The sequence below is a fragment of the Tumebacillus algifaecis genome (assembly GCF_002243515.1).
GTDB lineage: Bacteria > Bacillota > Bacilli > Tumebacillales > Tumebacillaceae > Tumebacillus_A > Tumebacillus_A algifaecis.
In genome coordinates, this window is record NZ_CP022657.1 from 335931 (window position 1) to 358903 (window position 22973).

Annotated in this window: 25 protein-coding genes; 21 read left to right on the top strand and 4 right to left on the bottom strand. The window is 54.8% G+C overall.

Translation table 11 applies throughout. The features are described 5' to 3' along the window. The first annotated feature begins 44 nt into the window (after positions 1-44). The 14 genes from CIG75_RS01690 to CIG75_RS01750 all read left to right on the top strand — a co-directional run bounded on the left by CIG75_RS01690 (position 45) and on the right by CIG75_RS01750 (position 12238). Complete coding sequence (locus tag CIG75_RS01690; RefSeq protein WP_227874325.1) at positions 45-1745, top strand: formate--tetrahydrofolate ligase; 1701 nt, start codon at positions 45-47, stop codon at positions 1743-1745. A 200-nt stretch (positions 1746-1945) separates the two neighbouring features. Continuing rightward, on the top strand, positions 1946-2890 hold the full coding sequence (nadA, locus tag CIG75_RS01695; protein ID WP_094235070.1) for a quinolinate synthase NadA: 945 nt from the start codon (positions 1946-1948) through the stop codon (positions 2888-2890). Between the two features lie 62 nt (positions 2891-2952). Continuing rightward, complete coding sequence (nadB, locus tag CIG75_RS01700; RefSeq protein ID WP_094235071.1) at positions 2953-4572, top strand: L-aspartate oxidase; 1620 nt, start codon at positions 2953-2955, stop codon at positions 4570-4572. A gap of 1 nt (position 4573) precedes the next feature. Beyond that, positions 4574-5416, top strand: a complete 843-nt coding sequence (gene nadC / locus CIG75_RS01705; RefSeq protein ID WP_094235072.1) for a carboxylating nicotinate-nucleotide diphosphorylase — start codon at positions 4574-4576, stop codon at positions 5414-5416. Positions 5417-5431: 15 nt separating this feature from the next. Continuing rightward, positions 5432-6196 carry a type III pantothenate kinase gene (locus CIG75_RS01710; RefSeq protein ID WP_094235073.1) on the top strand — a complete coding sequence of 255 codons (765 nt, stop codon included), beginning with the start codon at positions 5432-5434 and terminating at the stop codon, positions 6194-6196. 16 nt (positions 6197-6212) lie between these two features. After that, positions 6213-6701, top strand: coding sequence for a peptide deformylase (gene def / locus CIG75_RS01715; RefSeq protein ID WP_094235074.1), 489 nt, complete (start codon positions 6213-6215; stop codon positions 6699-6701). Between the two features lie 74 nt (positions 6702-6775). Further along, positions 6776-6952: a hypothetical protein gene (locus tag CIG75_RS20535; RefSeq protein WP_157729326.1), complete on the top strand. Its 177-nt coding sequence runs from the start codon at positions 6776-6778 to the stop codon at positions 6950-6952. Positions 6953-7159: 207 nt separating this feature from the next. Next, positions 7160-7531, top strand: a complete 372-nt coding sequence (locus tag CIG75_RS01720; RefSeq protein WP_094235075.1) for a response regulator — start codon at positions 7160-7162, stop codon at positions 7529-7531. 15 nt (positions 7532-7546) lie between these two features. Beyond that, on the top strand, positions 7547-7945 hold the full coding sequence (gene kal, locus CIG75_RS01725; protein ID WP_227874326.1) for a 3-aminobutyryl-CoA ammonia lyase: 399 nt from the start codon (positions 7547-7549) through the stop codon (positions 7943-7945). 4 nt (positions 7946-7949) lie between these two features. After that, the gene (kce, locus tag CIG75_RS01730) at positions 7950-8765 is read left to right on the top strand and encodes a 3-keto-5-aminohexanoate cleavage enzyme (RefSeq protein WP_094235076.1); all 816 of its coding nucleotides are present in this window, start codon (positions 7950-7952) and stop codon (positions 8763-8765) included. A gap of 61 nt (positions 8766-8826) precedes the next feature. Continuing rightward, positions 8827-9684 (top strand): class II fructose-1,6-bisphosphate aldolase, encoded by an 858-nt coding sequence (fba, locus tag CIG75_RS01735; RefSeq protein ID WP_094235077.1) that lies wholly within the window; start codon positions 8827-8829, stop codon positions 9682-9684. 27 nt (positions 9685-9711) lie between these two features. After that, the gene (gene fsa / locus CIG75_RS01740; RefSeq protein ID WP_094235078.1) at positions 9712-10356 is read left to right on the top strand and encodes a fructose-6-phosphate aldolase; all 645 of its coding nucleotides are present in this window, start codon (positions 9712-9714) and stop codon (positions 10354-10356) included. A gap of 47 nt (positions 10357-10403) precedes the next feature. Then, positions 10404-11114 carry a 2,3,4,5-tetrahydropyridine-2,6-dicarboxylate N-acetyltransferase gene (dapD, locus tag CIG75_RS01745; RefSeq protein WP_094235079.1) on the top strand — a complete coding sequence of 237 codons (711 nt, stop codon included), beginning with the start codon at positions 10404-10406 and terminating at the stop codon, positions 11112-11114. Further along, positions 11114-12238, top strand: coding sequence for an N-acetyldiaminopimelate deacetylase (locus tag CIG75_RS01750; protein WP_094235080.1), 1125 nt, complete (start codon positions 11114-11116; stop codon positions 12236-12238). The genes dapD and CIG75_RS01750 overlap by 1 nt, the downstream gene beginning before the upstream one ends. A 94-nt stretch (positions 12239-12332) precedes the next feature. On the opposite strand, the gene CIG75_RS01755 is transcribed toward CIG75_RS01750, so the two are convergent. Beyond that, positions 12333-12983: an ankyrin repeat domain-containing protein gene (locus CIG75_RS01755; protein ID WP_157729327.1), complete on the bottom strand. Its 651-nt coding sequence runs from the start codon at positions 12981-12983 to the stop codon at positions 12333-12335. A gap of 68 nt (positions 12984-13051) precedes the next feature. Continuing rightward, the gene (locus tag CIG75_RS01760) at positions 13052-14551 is read right to left on the bottom strand and encodes a M1 family aminopeptidase (RefSeq protein ID WP_094235082.1); all 1500 of its coding nucleotides are present in this window, start codon (positions 14549-14551) and stop codon (positions 13052-13054) included. Positions 14552-14715: 164 nt separating this feature from the next. Here CIG75_RS01760 and glpX point away from each other — a divergent pair, with 164 nt between their 5' ends. From glpX to CIG75_RS01775, 3 genes are all read left to right on the top strand, one after another. Beyond that, positions 14716-15684, top strand: a complete 969-nt coding sequence (glpX, locus tag CIG75_RS01765; RefSeq protein ID WP_094235083.1) for a class II fructose-bisphosphatase — start codon at positions 14716-14718, stop codon at positions 15682-15684. A gap of 102 nt (positions 15685-15786) precedes the next feature. After that, complete coding sequence (gene rho / locus CIG75_RS01770; RefSeq protein WP_227874327.1) at positions 15787-17103, top strand: transcription termination factor Rho; 1317 nt, start codon at positions 15787-15789, stop codon at positions 17101-17103. A gap of 61 nt (positions 17104-17164) precedes the next feature. After that, complete coding sequence (locus CIG75_RS01775; protein WP_094235084.1) at positions 17165-18436, top strand: radical SAM family protein; 1272 nt, start codon at positions 17165-17167, stop codon at positions 18434-18436. Between the two features lie 36 nt (positions 18437-18472). Here the strand turns inward: CIG75_RS01775 and CIG75_RS01780 are convergent, their stop codons facing one another. Further along, positions 18473-18706: a hypothetical protein gene (locus tag CIG75_RS01780; protein WP_094235085.1), complete on the bottom strand. Its 234-nt coding sequence runs from the start codon at positions 18704-18706 to the stop codon at positions 18473-18475. Between the two features lie 275 nt (positions 18707-18981). After that, positions 18982-20271: a helix-turn-helix domain-containing protein gene (locus tag CIG75_RS01785; RefSeq protein WP_094235086.1), complete on the bottom strand. Its 1290-nt coding sequence runs from the start codon at positions 20269-20271 to the stop codon at positions 18982-18984. 266 nt (positions 20272-20537) lie between these two features. Between CIG75_RS01785 and rpmE the strand changes: the two genes are divergently transcribed. The 4 genes from rpmE to CIG75_RS01805 all read left to right on the top strand — a co-directional run bounded on the left by rpmE (position 20538) and on the right by CIG75_RS01805 (position 22970). Then, complete coding sequence (gene rpmE, locus CIG75_RS01790; RefSeq protein ID WP_094235087.1) at positions 20538-20735, top strand: 50S ribosomal protein L31; 198 nt, start codon at positions 20538-20540, stop codon at positions 20733-20735. A 154-nt stretch (positions 20736-20889) separates the two neighbouring features. Further along, entirely contained in the window at positions 20890-21501 is a 612-nt protein-coding gene (locus CIG75_RS01795) for a thymidine kinase (protein WP_094235088.1), read from the top strand. A 106-nt stretch (positions 21502-21607) separates the two neighbouring features. Beyond that, the gene (locus CIG75_RS01800; RefSeq protein WP_157729328.1) at positions 21608-22264 is read left to right on the top strand and encodes a YhcN/YlaJ family sporulation lipoprotein; all 657 of its coding nucleotides are present in this window, start codon (positions 21608-21610) and stop codon (positions 22262-22264) included. Between the two features lie 412 nt (positions 22265-22676). Next, on the top strand, positions 22677-22970 hold the full coding sequence (locus CIG75_RS01805) for a DUF1385 domain-containing protein (RefSeq protein ID WP_094235090.1): 294 nt from the start codon (positions 22677-22679) through the stop codon (positions 22968-22970). Positions 22971-22973: the final 3 nt, after the last annotated feature.

A 22973-nucleotide genomic window follows, 5' to 3' on the forward strand; every position in this document is an offset into this window, starting at 1 on the left:
TCAACTTTGATCACCGGATGTGAAAATAAAGGAGCGTCGATTCTATGTCAACCGAACAACGAATGAAATCGGATATCGAGATTGCCCAAGCTTCCAAGTTAAAGCCGATCCACGAGATCGCAGCACAAGTGGGTCTGTCCGCCGAAGACATCGAACAATACGGTAAATACAAAGCGAAGATCTCCCTCGACGTCTACCGCCGTCTCGAGCACAAACCGGATGGCAAACTGATCCTCGTCACCGCGATCTCGCCAACTCCTGCTGGCGAAGGTAAATCGACGACGACCGTCGGGCTTGGCCAAGCGCTCGGTCAACTGCTCGAAAACACCGACCAAAACGCGATGATCTGCCTGCGCGAGCCCTCTCTCGGGCCGTCATTTGGCATGAAGGGCGGTGCGGCGGGCGGCGGTTATTCGCAGATCGTCCCGATGGAGGACATCAACCTGCATTTCACCGGAGATTTTCACGCGATCACCTCGGCGCACAATCTGCTGGCCGCTTTGATCGACAACCACATCCACCAAGGGAACGCGCTGCGCTTTGATGTGCGCCGCATCGCGTGGAATCGCGTGCTCGACATGAACGACCGCGCCCTCCGCCAGATCGTTGTCGGTCTGGGTGGCCCTGCCAATGGCGTGCCGCGGGAGAGCGGGTTCGATATCACCGTCGCCTCCGAAGTCATGGCCGTTCTGTGCTTGGCGCAGGATGAACAAGACCTCAAAGAGCGCCTCAAAAAAATGATCATCGGTTACAACGCGGACAAAGCGCCGATCACCGTCGCCGACCTCGGTGCCGAAGGGGCGATGGCCGTCCTGCTCAAAGACGCGATCCAGCCGAACTTGGTGCAAACGCTCGAACACACGCCAGCCCTCGTACACGGCGGGCCGTTTGCCAACATCGCCCACGGCTGCAACTCGGTGATCGCGACCAAAATGGCGCTTAAGCTGGCCGACTATGTCGTCACCGAAGCGGGCTTTGGCGCAGATCTGGGAGCTGAAAAGTTCTTCCACATCAAATGCCGTCAAGCCGGGCTGTCCCCGGCAGCAACTGTGGTCGTCGCCACGATCCGCGCTTTGAAAATGCACGGTGGCATCGACAAATCGGCGCTGGCAACGCCCGATGCTGAGGCGGTGCGCGAAGGGCTCTCCAACCTGTCCAAACATATCGAAAACGTCCAGATGTTCAACGTTCCGGTCGTGGTCGCGATCAACCAATTCCCGACCGATAGCCCAGAAGAGATCGCGGTCGTCACCGACTGGTGCAAAGAGAATGGCATTCCGGTCGCACTCTCCGAAGTGTTCACCAAAGGTGGCGCGGGCGGCCTTGAATTGGCACAGCAGGTGCTCGACCTCGTCAACACGCGTCCGGGCAGTCTGATGTTCTTGTACAACCAAGAGGACACGATCCAAGTGAAAATCGAAACGATCGTCCGCGAAATCTACGGCGGCGATGGTGTGCAGTTCACTTCGAAAGCGCAGACCATGCTCAAGCGCATCGATGAGATGGGGCTCAGCCACCTCCCGGTCTGCATGGCGAAAACGCAGTATTCCTTCTCCGACAACCCCAATCTGCGCGGTCGTCCGGAAGGATTTACGATCACGATTCGCGAGTTGAAAATCTCGGCAGGCGCAGGCTTTATCGTCGCGATCACGGGCGACATCATGACCATGCCGGGCTTGCCCAAAGTTCCGGCCGCGATGAACATGGATCTGCTCGCAGAAGGCAAGATCACCGGCCTGTTCTAACGTTTACCTGCCCGTCGGGGGATGAACTCCACATCCTGCCAGACAACAAAAACGCCCCGGCGGGTATACTAAGTAAAGGTCGCACATTCTCACTTTTGTGACAAAATTATGTCAAATTGACACTTCACTCGATCAGCGTTAGAATGACAGAAAATAGGCATAATCAGCCCATTTCCAAACAGAAGGGGGCACTGTCCGCGATGGCAACCATCCAAGCTGTACCGAATCGTGAACAGCTCGACCAATACAAAGAACGCTTACTTCAACTGAAAAAAGAGCGCAACGCGATCATCCTCGCCCATTACTATATGCGTGCGGAGGTGCAAGAAGTTGCAGATTACATCGGTGACTCCTTCGGCCTCGCACAAAAGGCAAAAGACACCGACGCAGATGTGATTCTCTTTTGCGGCGTTCACTTTATGGCTGAAAGTGCAAAAATTCTCAATCCAAATAAAATCGTGCTCATGCCGGACGAACGCTCTGGCTGCCCGATGGCCGATATGGTCACCGGCGAAGGTCTGCGCAAACTGAAAGCGGAGCATCCGAACGCGACGGTCGTGGCCTATGTTAACACGTCGGCAGAAGTGAAGGCCGAAACGGACATCTGCTGCACGTCCTCCAACGCATTGAAAGTGATCAACTCGGTCGAATCGGATGAGATCATCTGGGTGCCCGACAAAAACCTCGGTCACTACGTCTCTCAGTTCACCGACAAGAAAATGATCATCTGGCAAGGCTACTGCAACACGCACGACCTGCTCACACCCGAAGAGGTGTTGGCGCTCAAAGCAGAATACCCGGATGCACCGATCGTCGTTCACCCGGAGTGCCGTCCTGAAGTTGTCGCGCTGGGCGACTACGTAGGCTCCACCACCGGCATTCTCAAATACTGCCGCGAGTCGGACTTCAAAAACTACATCGTCGCGACAGAAGAAGGCGTTCGTTACATGCTGGAGAAGGAATCTCCGGAGAAGACGTTCCACTTCGCTTCTCGTTACATGGTCTGCCCGAACATGAAAGTTCATAACGTCAAAAAAATGGTTCGCGCACTGGAAACGATGCAGCCGCAGATCGAAGTCGATCCGGAAGTTGCAGAAAAGGCGCGCCGCTCTCTTGACCGCATGCTTGAAATCGTCCCGAAGTAGCTGCGGCACATAGCAAGTCAGACATCACGAACCTCGAGCACTCGGTGAAGGAGACACATCAGATGTTCTCACGATTCCTTGTAAACTTTAAGGCGGAAGACGTAGCTACTCATGACACGGATGTCGTCGTGATCGGCACGGGCATCGCCGGCATGTATACGGCGCTAAAGATCAGCGAATATGCAAACGTCATCATCCTTTGTAAAAAAGGTCTCACCGAGAGCAATACCAACCGGGCACAAGGGGGAATCGCCGCGGCCATCGCCGAAGGCGATTCCCCTGACTTGCATCGAGAAGATACGATGATGGCCGGGGCCGGTCTCAATGACCTCGCCGCCGTCGAAGTTCTCGCCAACGAAGGTCCGGATCTCGTAAACGACCTGATCCGTCTCGGCACACAATTCGATACGGAAAACGATGAAGACGGTGAGCATCTCGCGCTCACCCGCGAAGGCGCACACAGCAGACGCCGCATCCTGCACGCCAACGGCGATGCGACAGGTGCTGAGATCGTCCGCGCGCTTGCTGTGCAAGTGCGCAACAACAAGCGCATCCAAGTGATTGAAGGCGCATTCGCCATCGACCTGATCACAGCTGAGAACGGGTCGTGCAAAGGCGTGCTCTACCAAAAGTCGGGCAAACTGCACTACATAAGATCCCAAGCCACCGTGCTTGCCACAGGCGGTGCAGGCAACATGTATCGCTACACATCCAACCCTTCTGTCACCACTGCAGACGGTTTTGCCATGGCATACCGAGCGGGTGCACAGCTGCAGGACTTGGAGTTCATCCAGTTCCACCCGACGACTTTGAATTATCCGGGCGCCCCGCGCTTTCTGATCTCCGAAGCACTGCGCGGAGAAGGGGCGGTGCTACGCAACATCGCAGGCGAGCGTTTCATGCCCGCTTATCATGAGCTGGCCGAACTGGCCCCGCGCGATATCGTGGCCCGGGCCATCGTCTCGGAGATCGAGAAAACAAAAGCGACGTTCATCTACCTTGACATCACGCATCAGCCTGACGAATTGATCAAGTCGCGTTTTCCGACGATCTATGAGTTCTGTCTGCAATACGGTCTCGACCTGACCACCGATTGGATTCCGGTCGCGCCAGCCGCGCATTACGTGATGGGCGGTGTAAAGACCGATCTCAATGGCGAAACGAATGTCAGAAGGCTGTTTGCCTGCGGTGAAGTGTCCTGCACGGGGGTGCACGGCGCCAACCGCCTCGCTTCCAACTCGCTGTCCGAAGCGATCGTCTTTGGCAAACGCATCGCCGAACGCATCGAAGAGTTCTTACAGACTGACACGGGCGACTTGATCGCGCTGCCACAAACGGAGCGGGTCATGCAAAGCCCGATTGAGAAAATTGACAACCGCCGCCTCCATCTGCAAAAAGTGATGGTGCGCCACGTCGGCGTCAAGCGCACCCGCGATTCCTTGGAGCGGGCCTTGTCCGAACTGGGCAGATATGTCCCGATGCTCTCTCAAACCTATAGCAAAAAAGGGGACTGGGAGTTTATCAACCTGCTGACGGCGGCCCTTTTGACGACGCAAGCTGCTCTGCTGCGCGAAGAGAGTCGCGGCGGTCATTACCGCAATGATTTTCCGAAAGCAAAAGACTCCTGGCTGAAACACACCATCTTCCAACGGGATGTGGGTGTAATCGAAGAGAGGTGCTAATATGCTGCTAGATGAGCGTGTAATTGAACGAGCGGTGCGTGCCGCTCTTGAAGAAGATATCGGTTCTGGTGACATCACGACCAACTCGATCGTTTCCAGAGACAAAGCGGGCCACGGCACCCTGCTTGCCAAAGAGCCTGGCGTCATCGCCGGGCTTGATGTGGCAGAGGTCGCCTTCAAACTGGTCGATCCGACCCTGGAGATCAAACGGCTCGTCGCAGATGGTGATGCGGTGGCCAAAGGCACTCCGCTGATGGAAGTGTTCGGCTCCGCGCGCTCGATTCTGATCGCTGAGCGCGTCGCGCTCAACTTCCTGCAACGCATGTCGGGGATTGCTACCCGCACTTCTAAGTTTGTCGAGTTGGTGCGCTACTACAACGCGAAGATCGTCGATACCCGCAAAACCACACCGGGCCTGCGCGCCTTGGAAAAATATGCGGTCGTCATCGGCGGTGGCCGCAACCATCGCTTCGGTCTGTTCGATGCTGTGCTGATCAAAGATAACCACATCGAGATCGCAGGTGGCGTCAAACAGGCAATCATGGCAGCCCGCCACCAGATCCCGCACACGATGCGCGTCGAAGTGGAAGTGGAGTCCTTGGAGCAGATCGATGAAGCGCTCGAAGTGAAAGCGGACATCATCATGTTGGACAACATGACGTTCGAAACGATGCGCGAAGCGGTCGAAAAGATCGCCGGACGCGCATTGATCGAAGCGTCTGGCGGCGTGACCGAAGAGACGATCGTCGATATCGCCAAGACCGGTGTCGATTACATTTCGATCGGCGCCTTGACCCATTCGATCAAGTCGCTCGACATCTCGCTTGATATCCTCGCGAAATAACGGAGAAGAGAACATATGATACTCGTTTTAGATGTAGGGAATACGAATATTACGCTCGGCGTATACAAAGGAAAAGAACTGCTCTACCATTGGCGCATCGCGACCATCCGCGAACGCACCGAAGATGAATTGGGGATTCTCGTCAAAAGCCTGCTCGCCGACAAAGGCATCTCCGTGGGCGAGATCAACGGCATCGCGATCTCCTCGGTCGTGCCGCCGCTGATGTTTGCGCTGGAGCGCATGTCGGTCAACTATTTCGGCCACAAGCCGATCGTCATCGGCCCAGGCGTGAAGACGGGACTGAACATCAAGTACGAAAATCCGCGTGAAGTCGGCGCTGACCGCATCGTCAACGCCGTCGCTGCGATCGAAAAATACGGCTACCCGCTGATCATCGTCGATTTTGGTACCGCGACGACCTTTTGCGTGATCAACGAGCAAGGCGACTACATGGGTGGCGTAGTGGCACCTGGCATCAACATCTCGACAGAAGCGCTGTTCCGCCATGCGGCGAAACTGCCGCGCATCGAGATCACCCGTCCGCAGAGCGTCGTGGGACGCAACACGGTGACCTCGATGCAATCGGGTGTCCTCTATGGATTTACGGGACAGGTTGATGGCATCGTGTCGCGGATCAAAAAGGAATTCAACCTGCCGTTCAAAGTGATCGCAACGGGTGGCTTGGCGCGTATGATCACAGCCGAGTCATTCGAAATCGAGATTCAGGACGACAATTTGACACTAGACGGTTTGCGGCTCATCTGGGACCGCAACCAGTAAAAAGGAGGAACAGCTTGTGGCAGTAAGAAATGTTGTGCTCGATCCCAATCCGGTACTGCGAGCGACCGCAGTTTCCGTGACCCAGTTTGACGAAGAGCTGTTCACACTGCTCGACGACATGGCCGACACGATGTACCAATACAACGGTATCGGCCTCGCCGCGCCACAGGTCGGCATCTCCCAGCGTGTGATCGTCGTCGATTACGGTGACGAATTTGGCGGTCTGATCGAGATGATCAACCCAGTGATCACGGAAAAATCGGGCTCGGTCGTCGATGTCGAAGGCTGCCTGTCCATCCCTGGACTGCGCGGCAACGTCGAGCGCTTTGAGAAGCTGACCATCAGTTATCAAAAGCGCGACGGAAAGACGTATCAACTGATGCCGGAGGGTTACTTCGCTCGAATCTTCCAGCATGAGATCGACCATCTCGACGGCATTCTCTACACGGACCACGCCCTCGACACCTATTCGATCGTCGAGAGCGATGTAGAAGAAGTCGAATAGCATGCACAAAACCCTTGCGAACTGGCAAGGGTTTTTTCATAATGAAAGGAATGGGACAAGAAGGAGTGAGCGCCATGTCGGACCAAGAGCATATGATCCGCAACCTGATGTCGATCATCGAGCGGATGGTCGATCTGCAAGACCGAATGGTAAGACAATTGGAAACCGTCACTTCACAAGTCGAAGAACTCCAACACCGCCTCGACGAATATGACCGAAAAGAGCAGCCGAAACTCATCCGGCTCAACTGATCTTTGCTGTTCTATCCCCCCGTATCTCTTCATATCCTGTACACGGAACTCTCTCACCACAGCACGATGTTAACGAAAGCTTGTCGTATAAAGTCGAAATTTAAAAGAAAGTCAGTTATTAGTGAATGGCGAGAAGGGTTTTTAGGACCGGACGCGAAACTGTACTGTCATAGAAGCTGAACGATTTGAAGAGAGGGGACTCACTCGATGGGCAGCAAAGATCAAAAGGTATTGATCGTCGATGACCAATACGGTATACGCGTATTGTTGCATGAGGTTCTGGATAAAGAAGGATACTCTATTTTTCAAGCGCCAAACGGCGTAACCGCCCTGCAGATTGTTAAAGATGAAAAGCCAGATCTAGTCCTGCTCGATATGAAGATTCCAGGCATGGACGGTTTGGAGATTCTACGGCATATCCGCAATATTGAGCCGGATACGAAAGTGATCATGATGACCGCATATGGAGAGCTCGACCTGATCAAGGAAGCGACCGTGCTTGGCGCGATCACTCATTTCACCAAGCCGTTTGATATTGATGAACTGCGTGAAGCGGTCAATCAGCAACTGGTATCGTAAGGAAGGGGTACAGACATGATGGAACATACATCGATGATTCGCCTGCGCATGAGCTCACACGATGCGCATTATGGCGGCGACCTTGTGGACGGAGCGCGGATGCTCGGTCTATTTGGTGATGTGGCGACCGAGCTGCTCATCCAATTGGACGGAGACGAAGGGCTTTTTGTCGCCTATGATTGTGTAGAATTTAAAGCGCCGGTATATGCCGGAGATTATATTGAAGCGCACGGCAAGATCACCAAGATCGGCAACACGTCGCGCCAGATGGAATTTCATGCTTATAAGGTGATCCAAGCGAAGGTTGACCCAGAGAACCCATCGGCTGCCGATGTGCTGGCCGAACCGATTCTGGTCTGCTATGCGCGCGGCACTTGTGTCACACCGAAAGACAAGCAGCGTCTGGGAGGTTGAAGACATGGAAAAGTTGATTATCACCTGTGCGCTGACCGGCGCGGAAGTCACGCGTGAACACAACCCCAACCTGCCGATCACGCCCGATGAGATTGCGGCCAGCGCCTATGAGTGCTGGAAGGCGGGGGCGGCGATCGTGCATGTGCATGCCCGAAACGCGGACGGCAGCCCGACGCAGGACAAGGAGATCTACCGTCAGATCATCGAAAAGACTCGTGAGCTGTGCGACGTGATCGTTCAGGTCTCCACAGGCGGTGCGGTCTGGATGACCCCGGAGGAACGTCTACAACCGGTTACGCTCAAGCCTGAGATGGCGACGCTGACGGTCGGCACCGTCAATTTTGGCGACGATGTGTTCATGAATACGCCGCAAAACATCGAGCTGTTTGCCCAAGCGATGCAAGAGCACGGTGTGCGTCCCGAATTTGAAGTTTTCGAGGTGGGCATGATAACAAATGCCATGAAACTGGTCAAAAAAGGGTTGGCAACCGCTCCTTTGCATTTTGACTTTGTGATGGGAGTGCCCGGTGCCATCGCAGGGACGCCGGAGAACCTGATGCACCTGATCAAGCAGTTGCCAGAAGGTGCTTCCTGGTCGGTGGCGGGAGTGGGACGCAGCCAACTGCCGCTTTCCACGATGGCCATTCTGCTCGGCGGCCACGTCCGAGTTGGGTTTGAAGATAACATCTACTACAAAAAAGGCGTACTGGCAGACAGCAACGCACAGTTTGTGGAGCGCGTCGTCCGCTTGGCGAATGAACTCGGCCGCGAAGTGGCAACACCCGACGAAGCAAGAAAAATGTTGGGACTCCCTCTGTAATTTGGTATCATGAATAAGGGAAACGACCTGTTGCATTCAGTACAAGGACGGAGGGTACATAATGGCATTTGCATCGTTTAAAGAAGTGTTGCTCGACGGCTATAAGAACGGCTATGCGGTTGGTCAGTTTAACATGAACAACCTGGAGTTCACCCAAGCGATCATCGAAGCGGCAAACGAAGAAAAGTCCCCGGTCATCTTCGGCGTGTCCGAAGGCGCGATCAAGTACATGGGTCTCGATTACACCGTGGCGATGGCGCGTGTGGCGATGGAATCGTCAAAAGTTCCGGTCATCCTGCACCTTGACCACGGCCCGAACCGCGACCTCGTCATGAAGTGCATCAAAGCGGGCTTCTCCTCGATCATGATCGACGCGTCGCACTATCCGCTGGAGGAGAACATCCGCCTCTCCCGCGAGATCGTGGACCTTTGCCATTCGGTCGGCATCGAAGTGGAAGGCGAACTGGGCCGCATCGGCGGCACTGAAGACGATCTGACAGTCGATGAGCGCGATGCGACCCTCGCCGTTCCGGCAGAAGCGCTGCGCCTCGTGCAAGAGTCGGGCATCGACGCACTTGCCCCGGCGATCGGTTCTGCACACGGCCCGTACAAAGGCACGCCAGAGCTGGCTTTTGACCGTCTGAAAGAGATTCGTGACCTGCTGCCGGGCACGCCGCTCGTGTTGCACGGAGGTTCTGGGATCCCGGATGCAGACATCAGGCAAGCGATCTCGCTTGGCGTTTCGAAGATCAACGTCAACACCGAGAACCAACTGGCGATGACGCATGTCATCCGCGAAGTGCTGGGCAAAGACGCAAATGTCTACGACCCGCGCAAATATATGAAACCAGCCCGTGACGCGATCAAAGAGGTCGTCAAGGAAAAAATGCGTCTGTTCGGCTCGTCCGGTCGCGCATAAGCTGTTGTTTTGAGGAGGTAATAGATCGTGAAATTTTTCCTTGATACTGCGAACGTAGCAGAAATCAAAAACGCCGCCGAGCTTGGCGTGATCGCAGGCGTTACCACCAACCCGTCGCTTGTGGCGAAAGAAGGTGGCGATTTTACTGCGATGCTCAAAGAGATCGTCGAGATCGTCGATGGCCCAATTTCGGCCGAAGTGATTTCGCTCGACGCGGCAGGAATGGTCGAAGAAGGCGTGAAATTGGCCGCTTTGCATGAAAACATCGTGATCAAAGTGCCGATGACGCTCGAAGGCTTGAAAGCTGTACACGCGTTCTCCAAGCAGGGGATCAAGACCAACGTCACTTTGATCTTCTCGGCGAACCAAGCGCTGTTGGCAGCAAGAGCGGGCGCGACGTTCGTGTCGCCGTTCCTCGGCCGTCTCGATGACATCTCGATGGAGGGGATGGGGCTGATCCGCGACATCGCGGAAATCTTCGACATCCACAACATCGACACTGAGATCATCGCAGCGTCGATCCGCCACCCGATGCATGTTCATCAGGCGGCGCTGTCTGGCGCGCACATCGGCACCTTGCCGCTCAAAGTGTTGGAGTCGCTGGTCAAGCATCCGCTGACCGATCAAGGGATCGAGCGCTTCTTGGCCGACTGGAACAAAACGATGAAATGAGCACCTGTATAGGTGCTTTTTCTCATATCGAAGGGAGTTTGGATATTTTGGAAATGATGGATGCGAAACAGATTATTGAGTATATCGGCAAAAGCGAAAAGAAAACCCCGGTTAAAGTACATATCAAAGGTGAGCTCGACGCGATCGAGTTTGGCGCGAGCATCAAGACGTTCTTCACCGGCAACGTGGGCGTGCTCTTTGGCGACTGGAAAGACGTGGAGCCGGTACTGACCGCCCATGCGGACAAAATCGAAGACTACGTGGTGGAGCACGACCGTCGCAATTCGGCGATTCCGCTGCTCGATATGAAAAACATCAAGGCGCGCATTGAGCCTGGCGCGATCATTCGCGACCAAGTGACGATCGGTGACAACGCGATCATCATGTTCGGCGCTTCGATCAACATCGGTGCGGTGATCGGGGAAGGCACGATGATCGACATGAACGCGGTCGTCGGTGGTCGTGGCACGATCGGCAAGAACTGCCACATCGGTGCGGGCGCGGTGGTTGCTGGCGTGATTGAGCCGCCGTCTGCCAACCCGGTCGTCATCGAAGACGATGTGCTGGTAGGTGCGAACGCTGTCATCCTCGAAGGGGTGCGCATCGGCAAAGGATCGGTTGTCGCAGCGGGCGCAGTCGTCACGCAAGACGTACCGGAAGGCGTCGTGGTGGCAGGTGCTCCGGCGCGGATCATCAAAGACATCGATGCGAAGACCAAGTCGAAAACGGAAATCATGCAGGAGTTGCGCCAACTGTAATGAGCACCTACGCCGAGATTCGCAGAGCTTTGCACCGCATCCCGGAACCGGGCTTTCAGGAGTTCAAAACACAGGCTTTCCTGCTCGACTATCTGCAAAAGCTGCCTGCAGAACGTCTCGATATCAAAACGTGGCGCACAGGCATCTTGGTGAAGGTCAAGGGCACCAATCCTAAGCGCCGTATCGGCTATCGTGCCGACATGGACGGCTTGCCGATCACCGAGGAGACGAGCTATGCGTTTCGTTCGGAGCATGAAGGCTACATGCATGCCTGTGGGCATGATGTGCACATGACGATCGGGCTTGGGGTGTTGACCCACTTTGTCAATCATCAGGTGGCAGATGATCTGATCTTCCTGTTTCAACCGGCCGAAGAGGGGCCGGGCGGTGCTCAGCCGATGCTTGAAAGCGACGAGTTTCAGGCTTGGAAGCCGGACATGATCTTCGCTTTGCACATCGCACCGGAATATCCGGTGGGCACGATCGCCTTGCGCCCAGGCATCCTGTTTGCGAACACGTCGGAGCTGTTCATCGACCTCAAAGGCAAAGGCGGCCATGCGGCCTTCCCGCACACCGCTAATGATATGGTGGTCGCGGCGGCGCATCTGACCACGCAATTGCAAAGCATCGTCGCTCGCAACGTCAATCCGCTCGACTCGGCGGTGGTGACGATCGGCAAGATCACCGGAGGGACTCGCCAGAACATCATCGCCGAATCGGCGCGTCTGGAAGGCACGATCCGCACGATGTCGCTCGATTCGATGAAACAAGTAAAAAGCCGCATCGAAGCGCTGGTCGCAGGCATCGAAGCGGGCTTCGAGTGCGAGGCGCAGATCGACTACGGCTCCAATTACTGCCAAGTGTTCAACGATGAAGCGTTGACGCTCGAGTTTATGAACTGGGTGCGCGACACGGGAGCGGTCAATCTGATCGAATGCCCGCCCGCGATGACAGGCGAAGACTTTGGCTATTTTCTCGAAGCGATCCCGGGCTTTCTTTTCTGGCTCGGAGCTGACACACCGTATGGTTTGCACCACGCCAAACTCGAACCGAGCGAGCAGGCGATCGATGTCGCGATCGGATTGCTGAGCAAGTATCTGACTTGGAAATCAGAGCAGGCATAAGATGACAAAAGGTCTTCCGAATTTGGAAGACCTTTTGTCGTATCTGGAAGTGGCTCGTCCAACTTTGCCGACAACTTTGCCGTACAGCGCTTGCTCACGCCCGCAGTCGTTCGGCCGCCTGTGTTTGATTTTTGCTCAGCGCCGTCTGCAGCGGTGTTTCGCCGTCCTCTTTTTGCAGATGAACGTCGGCGCCGTGTGCGAGCAACAGCTCGATCATCTCCAGATTGCCTTGCAGTGCGGCCTCATGCAGTGGGGTGAAGCCGCTCTCTTGCTTGGCATTAACAGCTGCGCCATGCTGGAGCAAGCGCTCAGCGATCGCGAGGTGAGCGTTGGCCACTGCCGAGTGGAGCGGCATGACCGAAAAATCATTTTTCGAAGCGGCGTTGACTTCCGCTCCCTTCGCCAACAGGAATTCCACGACTGCCAGATGACCTAAGAAGGCGGCAAGTCCGAGCGGTGTAAAGCCATCGTTGCCATACGCGTTGGCCAGTTCAACCGCACCTGCCACCAACTCGCGCACACGCGCCTCCTCACCAAGCGCTGCCGCTTCAAACACATCAAGTTCGATGCCTTGCTCCACCAGCAGAGCGGCCACTTGTGGCTTCCCATGATACACAGCGGCCAACACGGGCGACTGTCCGCTCGTGCTACGCAGTTGCAACAGCTCCCGATCCGATGCGATCATCGACTTGATCGCCTCCAGATCACCCGATGCACATGCTTGTAAAAACGCCTGACTGTTCAAAAGATAACCTCCTGCCCGATGAAAGAATAAACTTATCATAAATGGAAAAATCATCCCTAGGCAAGATGCTAAAAACGATCCTGTACCAGCTCGATCAATTCATCGTTCGCTGTGTCTAGCCACAGATTGAGCACGGCGATCGCTTGCGGATCGATGTCGGTCAGCGCCTGTTCTAGATCGGAACGCGTCGCCGTTCGACCAACATTTTTCAGGTAGTATTGCTGTAAGAACTTGAAAAACTGCTCGTCGCCCAACCGTTGCCGCAAGTCGTGATACATCAGCACGGGGCGCTGGTAGCTGTAATAATAATGGGCTTGTGAAGTCTGATAGGTTCCGTAAGGCACCGCCGACTTGCCCGTCTTGACGCGATTGGGCGTCCCGTACTTGTAGGGGGAGTAGGTGTATTGATTGGCAAACCGCTTCCAAGCATCGTCGATCTTTGCCTGATAGGCAGCCGCACCATCGCGCCGCTCTGCGTCGAGCAAGGCCGCATAATCGGCAAGCCCTTCATCGAGCCAAGGTGTCTCCACCTCATAATTGCCGACCGCATGATAAAACCAGGCATGAGCGATCTCATGTACGATCCAGTGCTCCGGGTCGTCGTAGCCCCAGAGATCCTCCGAAAATAGCGCCAAGTTCGGCAGTTCATGCGCATAGATCGTTCCTGGCGGCAGTTCCAGCACGCTCAGCACCGGGAAGGGATTCGTGCCGACTTTTTCCGAATAGGTCTCGACTGCTGAACGGGTCAAGGCCAAGGTGCGCGGCAAATTGGCCGCGGCGACAGATGCCACCGTCACGCTCAGCCCTTTCTCCGTCCGGTAGGTCGTCTCCTGAAAACCAGCACCGCCCACCAAGGCGAAATTGCGCACCTTCTGCGCCCGATAGCGCAACAGCTTCTGCCCGTCCTCCAAACTCTGCTCACTCACCAACTGGCCGGACGTATACCATTTCAGCGCCGCTCCGCTCTGCCATTCGACCTCATAATTCCCCAAGTCCATCAAATACGGATCGCCAAACCCCAGCGACTGCGGACGCTTCATCCATTCTCCATCGCGTTCAACTCCGACCAGCGGGTACCAATAGCTCGCCGTCGCGACGTCTCTCCACCAACCTGTGCGCGAAGGAGCGGCTGGCAGTTGGGTGACGAATGACAACGTCACCGTCTGCGGGAAAGTGCTTTTCTTGGCGGGCACGATCACTTCTTGCGCCGTCGCGCTCACGTCAACCGCCGCATCGTTCACTTTCACATCCTGCACCTGCATCGGTACATATAAATAAAGCGGCAGACCATCCAGCCGCAGTTCTGGCACAGTCACGCTCATCTCACCTGTGATCTTCCCCGTCCGCTCATCAAATCGTGCCTTGATCTGATAGGATGGCTCGGTCGGCGTCGGTGCAGCCAGCGGATGTAAATGTAACACCTGCGCACCGAAATATAACATATACTGCTGTTTCAAAATCGGCGTCCATCCGTCCGCCGGGCGCAACACCACTGCCAGCACCGCCAACGTGGCCAACAGTGTCAGCATCACCGAGTACAGCTTGAGAAACCGCTTCCTTCGCCGCATCGCAGAGCCCTCCTTTCTTGCCGCTCATCTAGCCGTCCCTGTGGAATGCTACAAGCTTCGACAAAAAGAGCAAGGTTCCTTCAAAAGAAAAACAGTATAACACAATACAACCATTGTGATATAATATAACCGAACTTTCAGCACGGAAGGGGTTATTATTCTACATGGAACGCGAATTAGCACTGGAGATTGTGCGCGTCACCGAAGTGGCAGCTTTGGCATCGGCACGTTGGATGGGCACTGGGAAGAAAAACGAGGCGGACAACGCGGCGACCACCGCGATGCGCGCGATGTTCGACTCGGTGAATATGCAGGGCACCGTCGTGATCGGCGAAGGTGAGATGGACGAGGCACCGATGCTTTACATCGGCGAGAAGCTCGGCACGGGCGAAGGTCCGCAGCTCGATGTTGCCGTCGATCCTCTGGAAGGCACCAACATCGTGGCCAAAGGTCTCTGGAACGGTCTGACCGTCGTGGCGGTCGCACCGAATGGCACCTTGCTGCACGCGCCCGATATGTACATGGAGAAGATTGCGGTCGGCCCCCGCGCCAAAGGATTGGTACATCTGGACGCGACAGTTAAGGAGAACTTGGCGGCGGTCGCGAAAGCTGCTGACAAAAACATCTCCGAAGTGGTCGCGATCCTGCTCGACCGCCCGCGCCATCAAGACCTGATCGAGCAGATCCGCTCGGCAGGTGCTCGCATCAAATTGATCTCCGACGGCGATGTGGCTGCAGCGATCAATACCTGTTTTGACGAGACGGGCGTGGACATCATGTTCGGCACAGGCGGCGCACCGGAAGGCGTGCTGGCCGCAGCCGCGCTCAAGTGCATGGGCGGGGAGATGCAAGGCCGTCTGAAGCCTGAGTCTGACACGGAGATCGAACGCTGTGCGAAAATGGGCATCGCCGACCACAGCCGCATCCTGCTGCTCGACGATCTGGTCAGCGGCGACGATGCGATCTTCGCTGCGACCGGGGTCACCGAAGGCGAGCTGCTCAAAGGCGTGCGCTTTCTCGGTCACCACGTCGCGACCACCCATTCGCTGGTCATGCGCGCCCGCACGGGCACCGTTCGCTTTATCGAAGCGCGGCACAAGCTCAACCAGAAGCCGCACCTCGTCATGGTGTAAACGCAACACACGATCGCATCGCCGGTGCCGTTTGACGCGTCCTGCATAAAGTAGGAAGAATACGGCTACTATGGTATAATGCTTTAATGTGTTGCATTCATCATGATGATTGTAGGTGAACGTTCCTTGCATACTATCGCAGAAATGGAACTGATGAAGCTTACCGAACTGTATAAGTTAGCCAAACAGTTCGAGATTCCTTATTACGGCACGCTCAAAAAGCGCGAGTTGATCTTTGCGATTTTGCGCGCGCAGGCAGAAGGGGAAGGCTTGTTGTTTGCCGAAGGGGTTTTGGACATCATGCAGGACGGATACGGGTTCCTGCGTCCGGTCGGCTACACCTCCTCTTCGGAAGACATCTACGTCGCAGCTTCTCAAATCCGCAGATTTGACCTGCGCACCGGTGACCGCGTCTCGGGCAAAGTGCGCAAGCCAAAAGAAAATGAGCGCTACTTCGGGCTCTTGCAAGTCGAAGCGGTGAACGGCGTCTCCCCGGAAGTGGCTGCCGAGCGCATTCATTTCCCTGCGCTGACCCCGCTGTTTCCGACACGCAAGTTTACGATGGAAACAACTTCTGAAAAATATTCCACGCGCATCATCGACTTGCTTACTCCGGTCGGTTTCGGACAGCGCGGACTGATCGTCGCACCACCGAAAGCAGGTAAGACGATGCTGCTCAAAGAGATCGCCAACAGCATCACCACCAACCATCCGGAAGTCGATCTGTTCGTCTTGCTGATCGATGAGCGTCCGGAAGAAGTCACCGACATGCAGCGCTCCGTCAATGCGGAAGTGGTCGCTTCCACATTTGATGAACTGCCGGAGAACCACATCAAAGTCTCCGAGCTGGTCTTGGAGCGCGCGATGCGCTTGGTTGAGCATGGCCGAGACGTCGTGATCCTGATGGACTCGATCACTCGCCTCGCCCGCGCCTACAACCTCGTCATCCCACCGTCGGGACGCACGTTGTCCGGGGGGATCGACCCGGCGGCACTGCATCGCCCGAAGCGCTTTTTCGGCGCGGCGCGCAACATCGAGGAAGGCGGCTCGCTGACCATTCTCGCCTCGGCGCTGGTCGATACCGGCTCGCGGATGGACGATGTGATCTATGAGGAGTTCAAAGGCACGGGCAACATGGAGCTGCAACTCGATCGTCGTCTGGCCGAGAAGCGCATCTTCCCGGCGATCGACATCCGCAAATCGGGCACGCGCCGTGAAGAATTGCTCGTCTCCCAAGAACATCTCGACAAGATCTGGGCGATGCGCAAATCGATGAGCGACAACGCGGATTTTACCGATCTCTTCCTGAAGACGTTGAAAAAGACCAAGTCGAACGTGGAGTTCCTCGCCGCGATCGAAGGGACCAAGGAAGCCAAGCAGTTGAACAAAGAGGAAGCAAAAGGGACGGACGCACGTTAATCCGTCCCTTTTTGTGTTATCATAAGACGGATAAGACATGTTAAGAGAGGACGAATTGTGCATGCATCTCGTTTATGCTGATAAAAAAGGGCAGATCTACGACCATCCCGATCTGCTCGCACTTGGGCGCAACGGGGAGTTCTTGACCGATATTTATGAAGAAGAGTTGATTCCGTTGCCAGACGGGGCGACCTTGGTGTCACTGCCGGGCACGAAAGCGCTCGGCTTTGATCCGGAGACGGGCAAGACGATCTCGCTGCCGGCCGACTTTACAGCGGTCGGCGCTCTGCTCCCACAAGGTTTCACACGCCTGCTCTTGCCAGGCTATGCCAAGCAGGATGATGCGGAACCGTTCCCGCTGTTCGGCTACACCGCAGTGGTCTGGAAAGAGGACGGCTTCTATGTGGCCGCCGATGCTTCTGACGATCCGTACCGCTGGAATCCGGAGATCTTCCCGGATGATCAGGTCGAGGAGAAGGTCAAACAGATCACCGCACAATACCCGGAGAATCGAATTTGGCAACATCTGAGCAACTGTGCGCTCGGCTACGGTTGCCTGACTTCGCGCAACACTTTCCTCGAGCGCTGGGAAGGGGCGCTGCCCGTCTCTTCGACCTGCAATGCGGGCTGTGTCGGTTGCATCTCCGAACAGCCGGACGATTCTCCGTTCCCGTCGCCTCAGGTGCGGATGAACTTCAAGCCGACGGTGGAAGAGATGGTCGAACTGATGCTGCATCACTTGATGGCGTCTGATGATGCGATCATCTCGTTCGGTCAAGGCTGTGAAGGGGAGCCGTCCACGCGCGGCATCGACATCGCAGAAGCGATCCGCCGCGTGCGCGAACAGACCGATCGCGGCTTTATCAACATCAACACGAACGCTGGCCTCGTCGATATGATCAAAAAGATCACCGATGCCGGGCTCGATCTGATGCGCGTCTCGACGATCTCCGCCCTCGATGATCACTACAACGCCTATTACCGTCCGCGCTTGTATGGTGTCGAGGACGTCGGACGGTCTTTGAAATATGCGGCCACAAATGGGGTATACACCTCGATCAACTATCTGATCTTCCCAGGGGTCACCGACCGTGAGGAAGAGATCGAAGCGATGGTCGATTTTATCAACCAGAATGAGGTCAAACTGATCCAGATGCGCAACCTGAACATCGACCCGGAACTGTACCTCGGCACGATCCCGAAAGCGAAAGGCGAACTGCTCGGCATGAAGACGATGCTCGATATCTTCAAGAGCGAGTGCCCGAATACGGTGATCGGCTCCTACACGCACGTTCCGCCGTCCGAGTTACGCAAGTATAGCAAAAAGCCCTGACCGCTACGGTCAGGGCTTATTTTCATAACAGAAAACTTAGTGGTTCGGGCCGTGGTCGGTCCACCAGAGATCGCAAGTGTTGGTCGGTTCCGTTTCGATGACCACTTCGCTTGCAACTGACAGGACGTGGACTTCTGCAATCAAGGTCTCCGGACCTGTCACGTTCGGACCAAAGTCGGTCCACCAAGCTTGTGCGTCGCCTTGCGGTGTTGCCAGTACGGTTACCACTGCAACTGTGGACAGGAAGATAAAGCCGATAAGTTTTTTCATGTGTGTTGTGCCTCCCGAGAAAGTAGATTCACCCTGCTGTGAATATTGCTGCGATGAGTAGGTGGAAATTTTTGATTGTTTAAGTGCTGATAATGGTGATGGTGTCTGCGCTATAAATTATTATACAGATCACAGTTACAAATACAACAGATTTTCGTGAAAAAGTGATCATAAAATTATCTACAATTTGTAACAAAATGCTACATAATCTCCCTTCTACACAAATAAAGGACTTGTCCGCTCGGACAAGTCCTAGAAAAGGTGGAGATTGAAAGTTATCCCATAATGCCGATCTTCCGCAGTGTCTCATCGAGGATGACATGCATCCGACGCAGCGTATCGGTCGCTTTCACATAGTCGTTTTGCGCTTCGTACAGGTCGGCAAGCTCTTGATAAACAAGGCGTAATTCGCGCAGTTGTTCCTGTTCGGTCAGCGTGGCAATCGTCCGTTCAAACCAGTCAACTGCCGCGGCGAGATCGCTTTGCTCGCGCTTGACGACGGCCAGTGCGTGGTAGATCGCCGCGAGGTTTTGGGCGTTGTCTGGAAGCAAGAACAGCGATTCTTGGCAGAACGCCTCCGCCTGTTGCAACTTGCCAGCTTTGACATAAAGCTTGGCGATCTCACCGTGAATTTTCGCATCGTCGCTCGGAATTTCAAGTTTGCGATATTCTGCTAAACATTCATGTAAAAGATCAATTGCTTTTTCGATACGTCCTTGTTCAGCTTCAACAAGTGCAAAGTTAGCTTTTACGTCGATCGCTTGTTTAATATTTTGCAAGCTTTCGTAAATGGTCAGGGCATCATGGCAATAATCGATGGCGCGGCTAAAGTCGCGCAATTTCTTATACGAGACACCCAGTCCGAGATAGACATCGGCCAATTGGCGAAGGTTGGTCGAACCGCGCAACAAGTTATACGCTTCTCTGTAAAAGCGAATGCCATCTTCATATTCACCTAAACGATAGTGGGCGTGCGCCAGATTGGTCACGATGCGGGCGCGTGTGTAGGGATCGATCTCTTTGAGGCGGGAGAACGTTTCATATGCTTTGCGCCAATGGTAGAGCGCCAGAGGGAAATTTTCTTGTCCAAACCGCGCTTCGCCCAGTTTGTTTAAGCAGAGCAAGGCCGTATGATCATCATTTTTACGGATCACCGTATCGAGTACCTGTTCAAACATCTCGACCGCTTTTTCGATGTCGCCGCAGACCATGAACGCTTCCGCAAGGTCGAACTGCACTTCATGCACGGGCAGATGTGGAGCTGGGTTGCCGATCAACTCGCGAAACAACGGGATCGCTTGTTCAAAATTGTTGGCCGCCAAATAGGCTTTGGCCAGTTTATAGGTGCTCGTCTGCTCCATCTGGGTCTGCATGTCAGCAATAAAATATTCGATCGGCGTCTCTAAGCGCTCCGCAACCTGCTCCAATACCTTGTGTGATGGATATGCTTTGTCCGATTCGATCTGCGAAATCATCGATATGGTGACAATCCCGGCCCCCAACTCCTGTTGGGTCAAGCCCTTCTGTACCCGCAATTCCCGTATTTTCTGTCCTAAAGAGATCAACTTTAACCCTCCTGAATCATTTATTTGAGTTATGATTTATCAGGCACTATAGTTAAGCGCGAAATTACTAGGTGATTCCTTGTATTTAAAGTACACTCTAATTTGAAGTTTGTAAAGCGTTCTAACAATATCTACACAATTAGTAGGGAATTTTTTCTGATGCCCTAAATTCTTGCGAGGTATGAAGATTTCGTGCTATACTATCTTGCAGTGTGTATGAACAAAGGGCCATGGCAAAATCTATGGCCAGGAAAGAGGTGACAAGAATGAAAGCAAATCTCCATCCGAAGTACTATGTTACTACTGCTTCCTGCGCTTGCGGCAACAAGTTCGAAATGGGTTCCACTAAGGAAAACCTCAAAGTAGACGTTTGCTCGCAGTGCCACCCGTTCTATACTGGTAAGCAAAAGTTTGTGGATGCCGGCGGTCGCGTAGACAAGTTCAAGAAGAAATACAACCTGTAAGCCGCGATCGAAACAGTATAGAAAAAACAGGGCGCTCTGCCCTGTTTTTTTATTGTCCGAAATCGGAAGACTAGGAACAGGAACAAAGCTCTTTTCGTCGAACCTGTACAGGAACGATCATGTACGAATCATCTGGTTAGGGAGAGATCTAGGTTTGTATTTTACGAAGCAGCCGGGTTGGATTGAAGTGATTTGTGGCAGCATGTTTTCCGGCAAAAGCGAAGAGTTGATCAGGCGTGTCAAACGGGCGAAGATCGCCCGCCAGCAGGTACAAGTGTTCAAGCCGAAGATTGATGACCGCTATCATCTGACGGCGGTCGCCTCACACAGCGGCGATACGCATGAGGCGATCGCGATCGCCGATGTGGCGGAGATTCGTTCCCATCTGAACGCGGAGACCACCGTCATCGCGATCGACGAGGTGCAATTTTTGGCAGATGATGTGGTGGCATTTTGTCAGGAGATGGCAGAGCGCGGTGTGCGCGTGATCGTGGCCGGGCTCGATACCGATTTTCGCGGTCAGCCGTTCGGCCCGACCCCGCTGTTGTTGGCTACAGCCGAGTATGTGACGAAGTTGCAGGCGATCTGCTCGGTCTGCGCCGATCCTGCGACTCGCAATCAACGCTTGATCGACGGCAAGCCTGCAGGCTATGACGATCCGGTCATTTTGGTCGGGGCGTGCGAATCGTATGAAGCGCGTTGCCGTCATTGCCATGAGGTGCCCAAGGGCACATCTATACAGCTTCATGCCATTTCAAATACGTAAAAGCAAGCGGCGCTTCCATCGGAAGGGCCGCTTGCTTTTGCTTTCCAGTGTCAGGGTTCCGCCTCGCGGGCAAGATAAGCACAACACCGAGGAGGAGGTGACCTTGATGCAGACAAGCATGAAATGGATCACAGGTCTCACAGCCGCGCTGACGGCGCTTTCGATCACCGGATGTTCTGCGACCAACGATTTTGCTCGCAATGAGCAGCGCTACGGCACGAACACCGTGCAGATCGCTCCAGGGTCGGAGCGGGTGACGATGCCCCGTTTTGACAATAAGAACATCGACGTGGACGGCGATGGTGACAAAGAGCATCTCTCCGGTCGCAACGATGTGAACAACCCGTCGGTCGATCTGAGATCGTTTACCTATCCTGGCACCACCAACACGACGCAGGGCATCTACCCGACATCGACGGCCGACCGCGTTCAGAACTTGGCATCCTCCGTTGACGGGGTGGCCAATTCCCGTGCGGTCGTCGTCGGACGGACGGTCGTGCTCGGCTTGAATTTGGAGCGCACGGTGCGTCCAGCCGACAGGGCGGATCTGGTCAACATCGTTCGCCAGCGTCTGTTGGTGCAAGCCCCTGTGTTTGAACGGGTGCACATCACGACCGACCGCGCCCAGACCCGCCGCATTCAGCGTCTCGCCGATGAGATGCGCGCCGGACATTCTTTGTCGCTGTACAACGACGAGTTCATGGACCTGACGCGCAATGTTCCGGCAGTCGGTCCGAGCATGATGCCAGCCGAAAACAGATAGCTCTTCCCGCTGCTGAAGCGGAGCCGCAAGTCTTGGGCTCCGTTTTCTTATGCTGTGCGCTGATGTGCGATTTCTTCAACAGTTTGCGAAGTAGCTGGTACGTGGTGGTTCCCTCCTTCAAAAGGGAATTCTTCCCCTTACCATTTGCACAATTTGACTGTATTATGATGAGTTCCCATTTTGACGGAAGTAAGGTTCTCTATTATACTTAGAATGTTATACGATACCCAAGTTGCAGGGAGACCACTCCTTATTGCTGCAAGTTTATCGGGGGACAGGCGTTGCTCGAAATGTGGCAATCGCCGTTTGCCATTCCGATCATACGATACATGTGGAAGGGGATCGCGCTCCCCTCTTCCCAAGAGATCCAGCTTGCTGGGCCTGCCGACCGTTCACGAAACGGTCGCACTGTATGACGGTTTCGCTTTTCGTGATGTGGATCTCGATCGTGCTGTTACATCTTTCCGGTGCCGGGCTTGGACAGAGGGAGCAGATCTGTCGTTGTCTGCTCTTGCTTCTGCAGGTCGCCGGGCTGTCCTTTGAACTGATTCTTTTCGCAGGCGGCACGACGAATAAATGTGTGCCTTGGCGGTTCGTGCCAGGGATGTTGTTGTACAAATATACGACCCGCGCTCCTCATGCACGGCAGGATCGAAGTGGCGATCGCTGCGGTGCCATGCGTGACCTGTGGGTCAGACTCCAGTAGAGG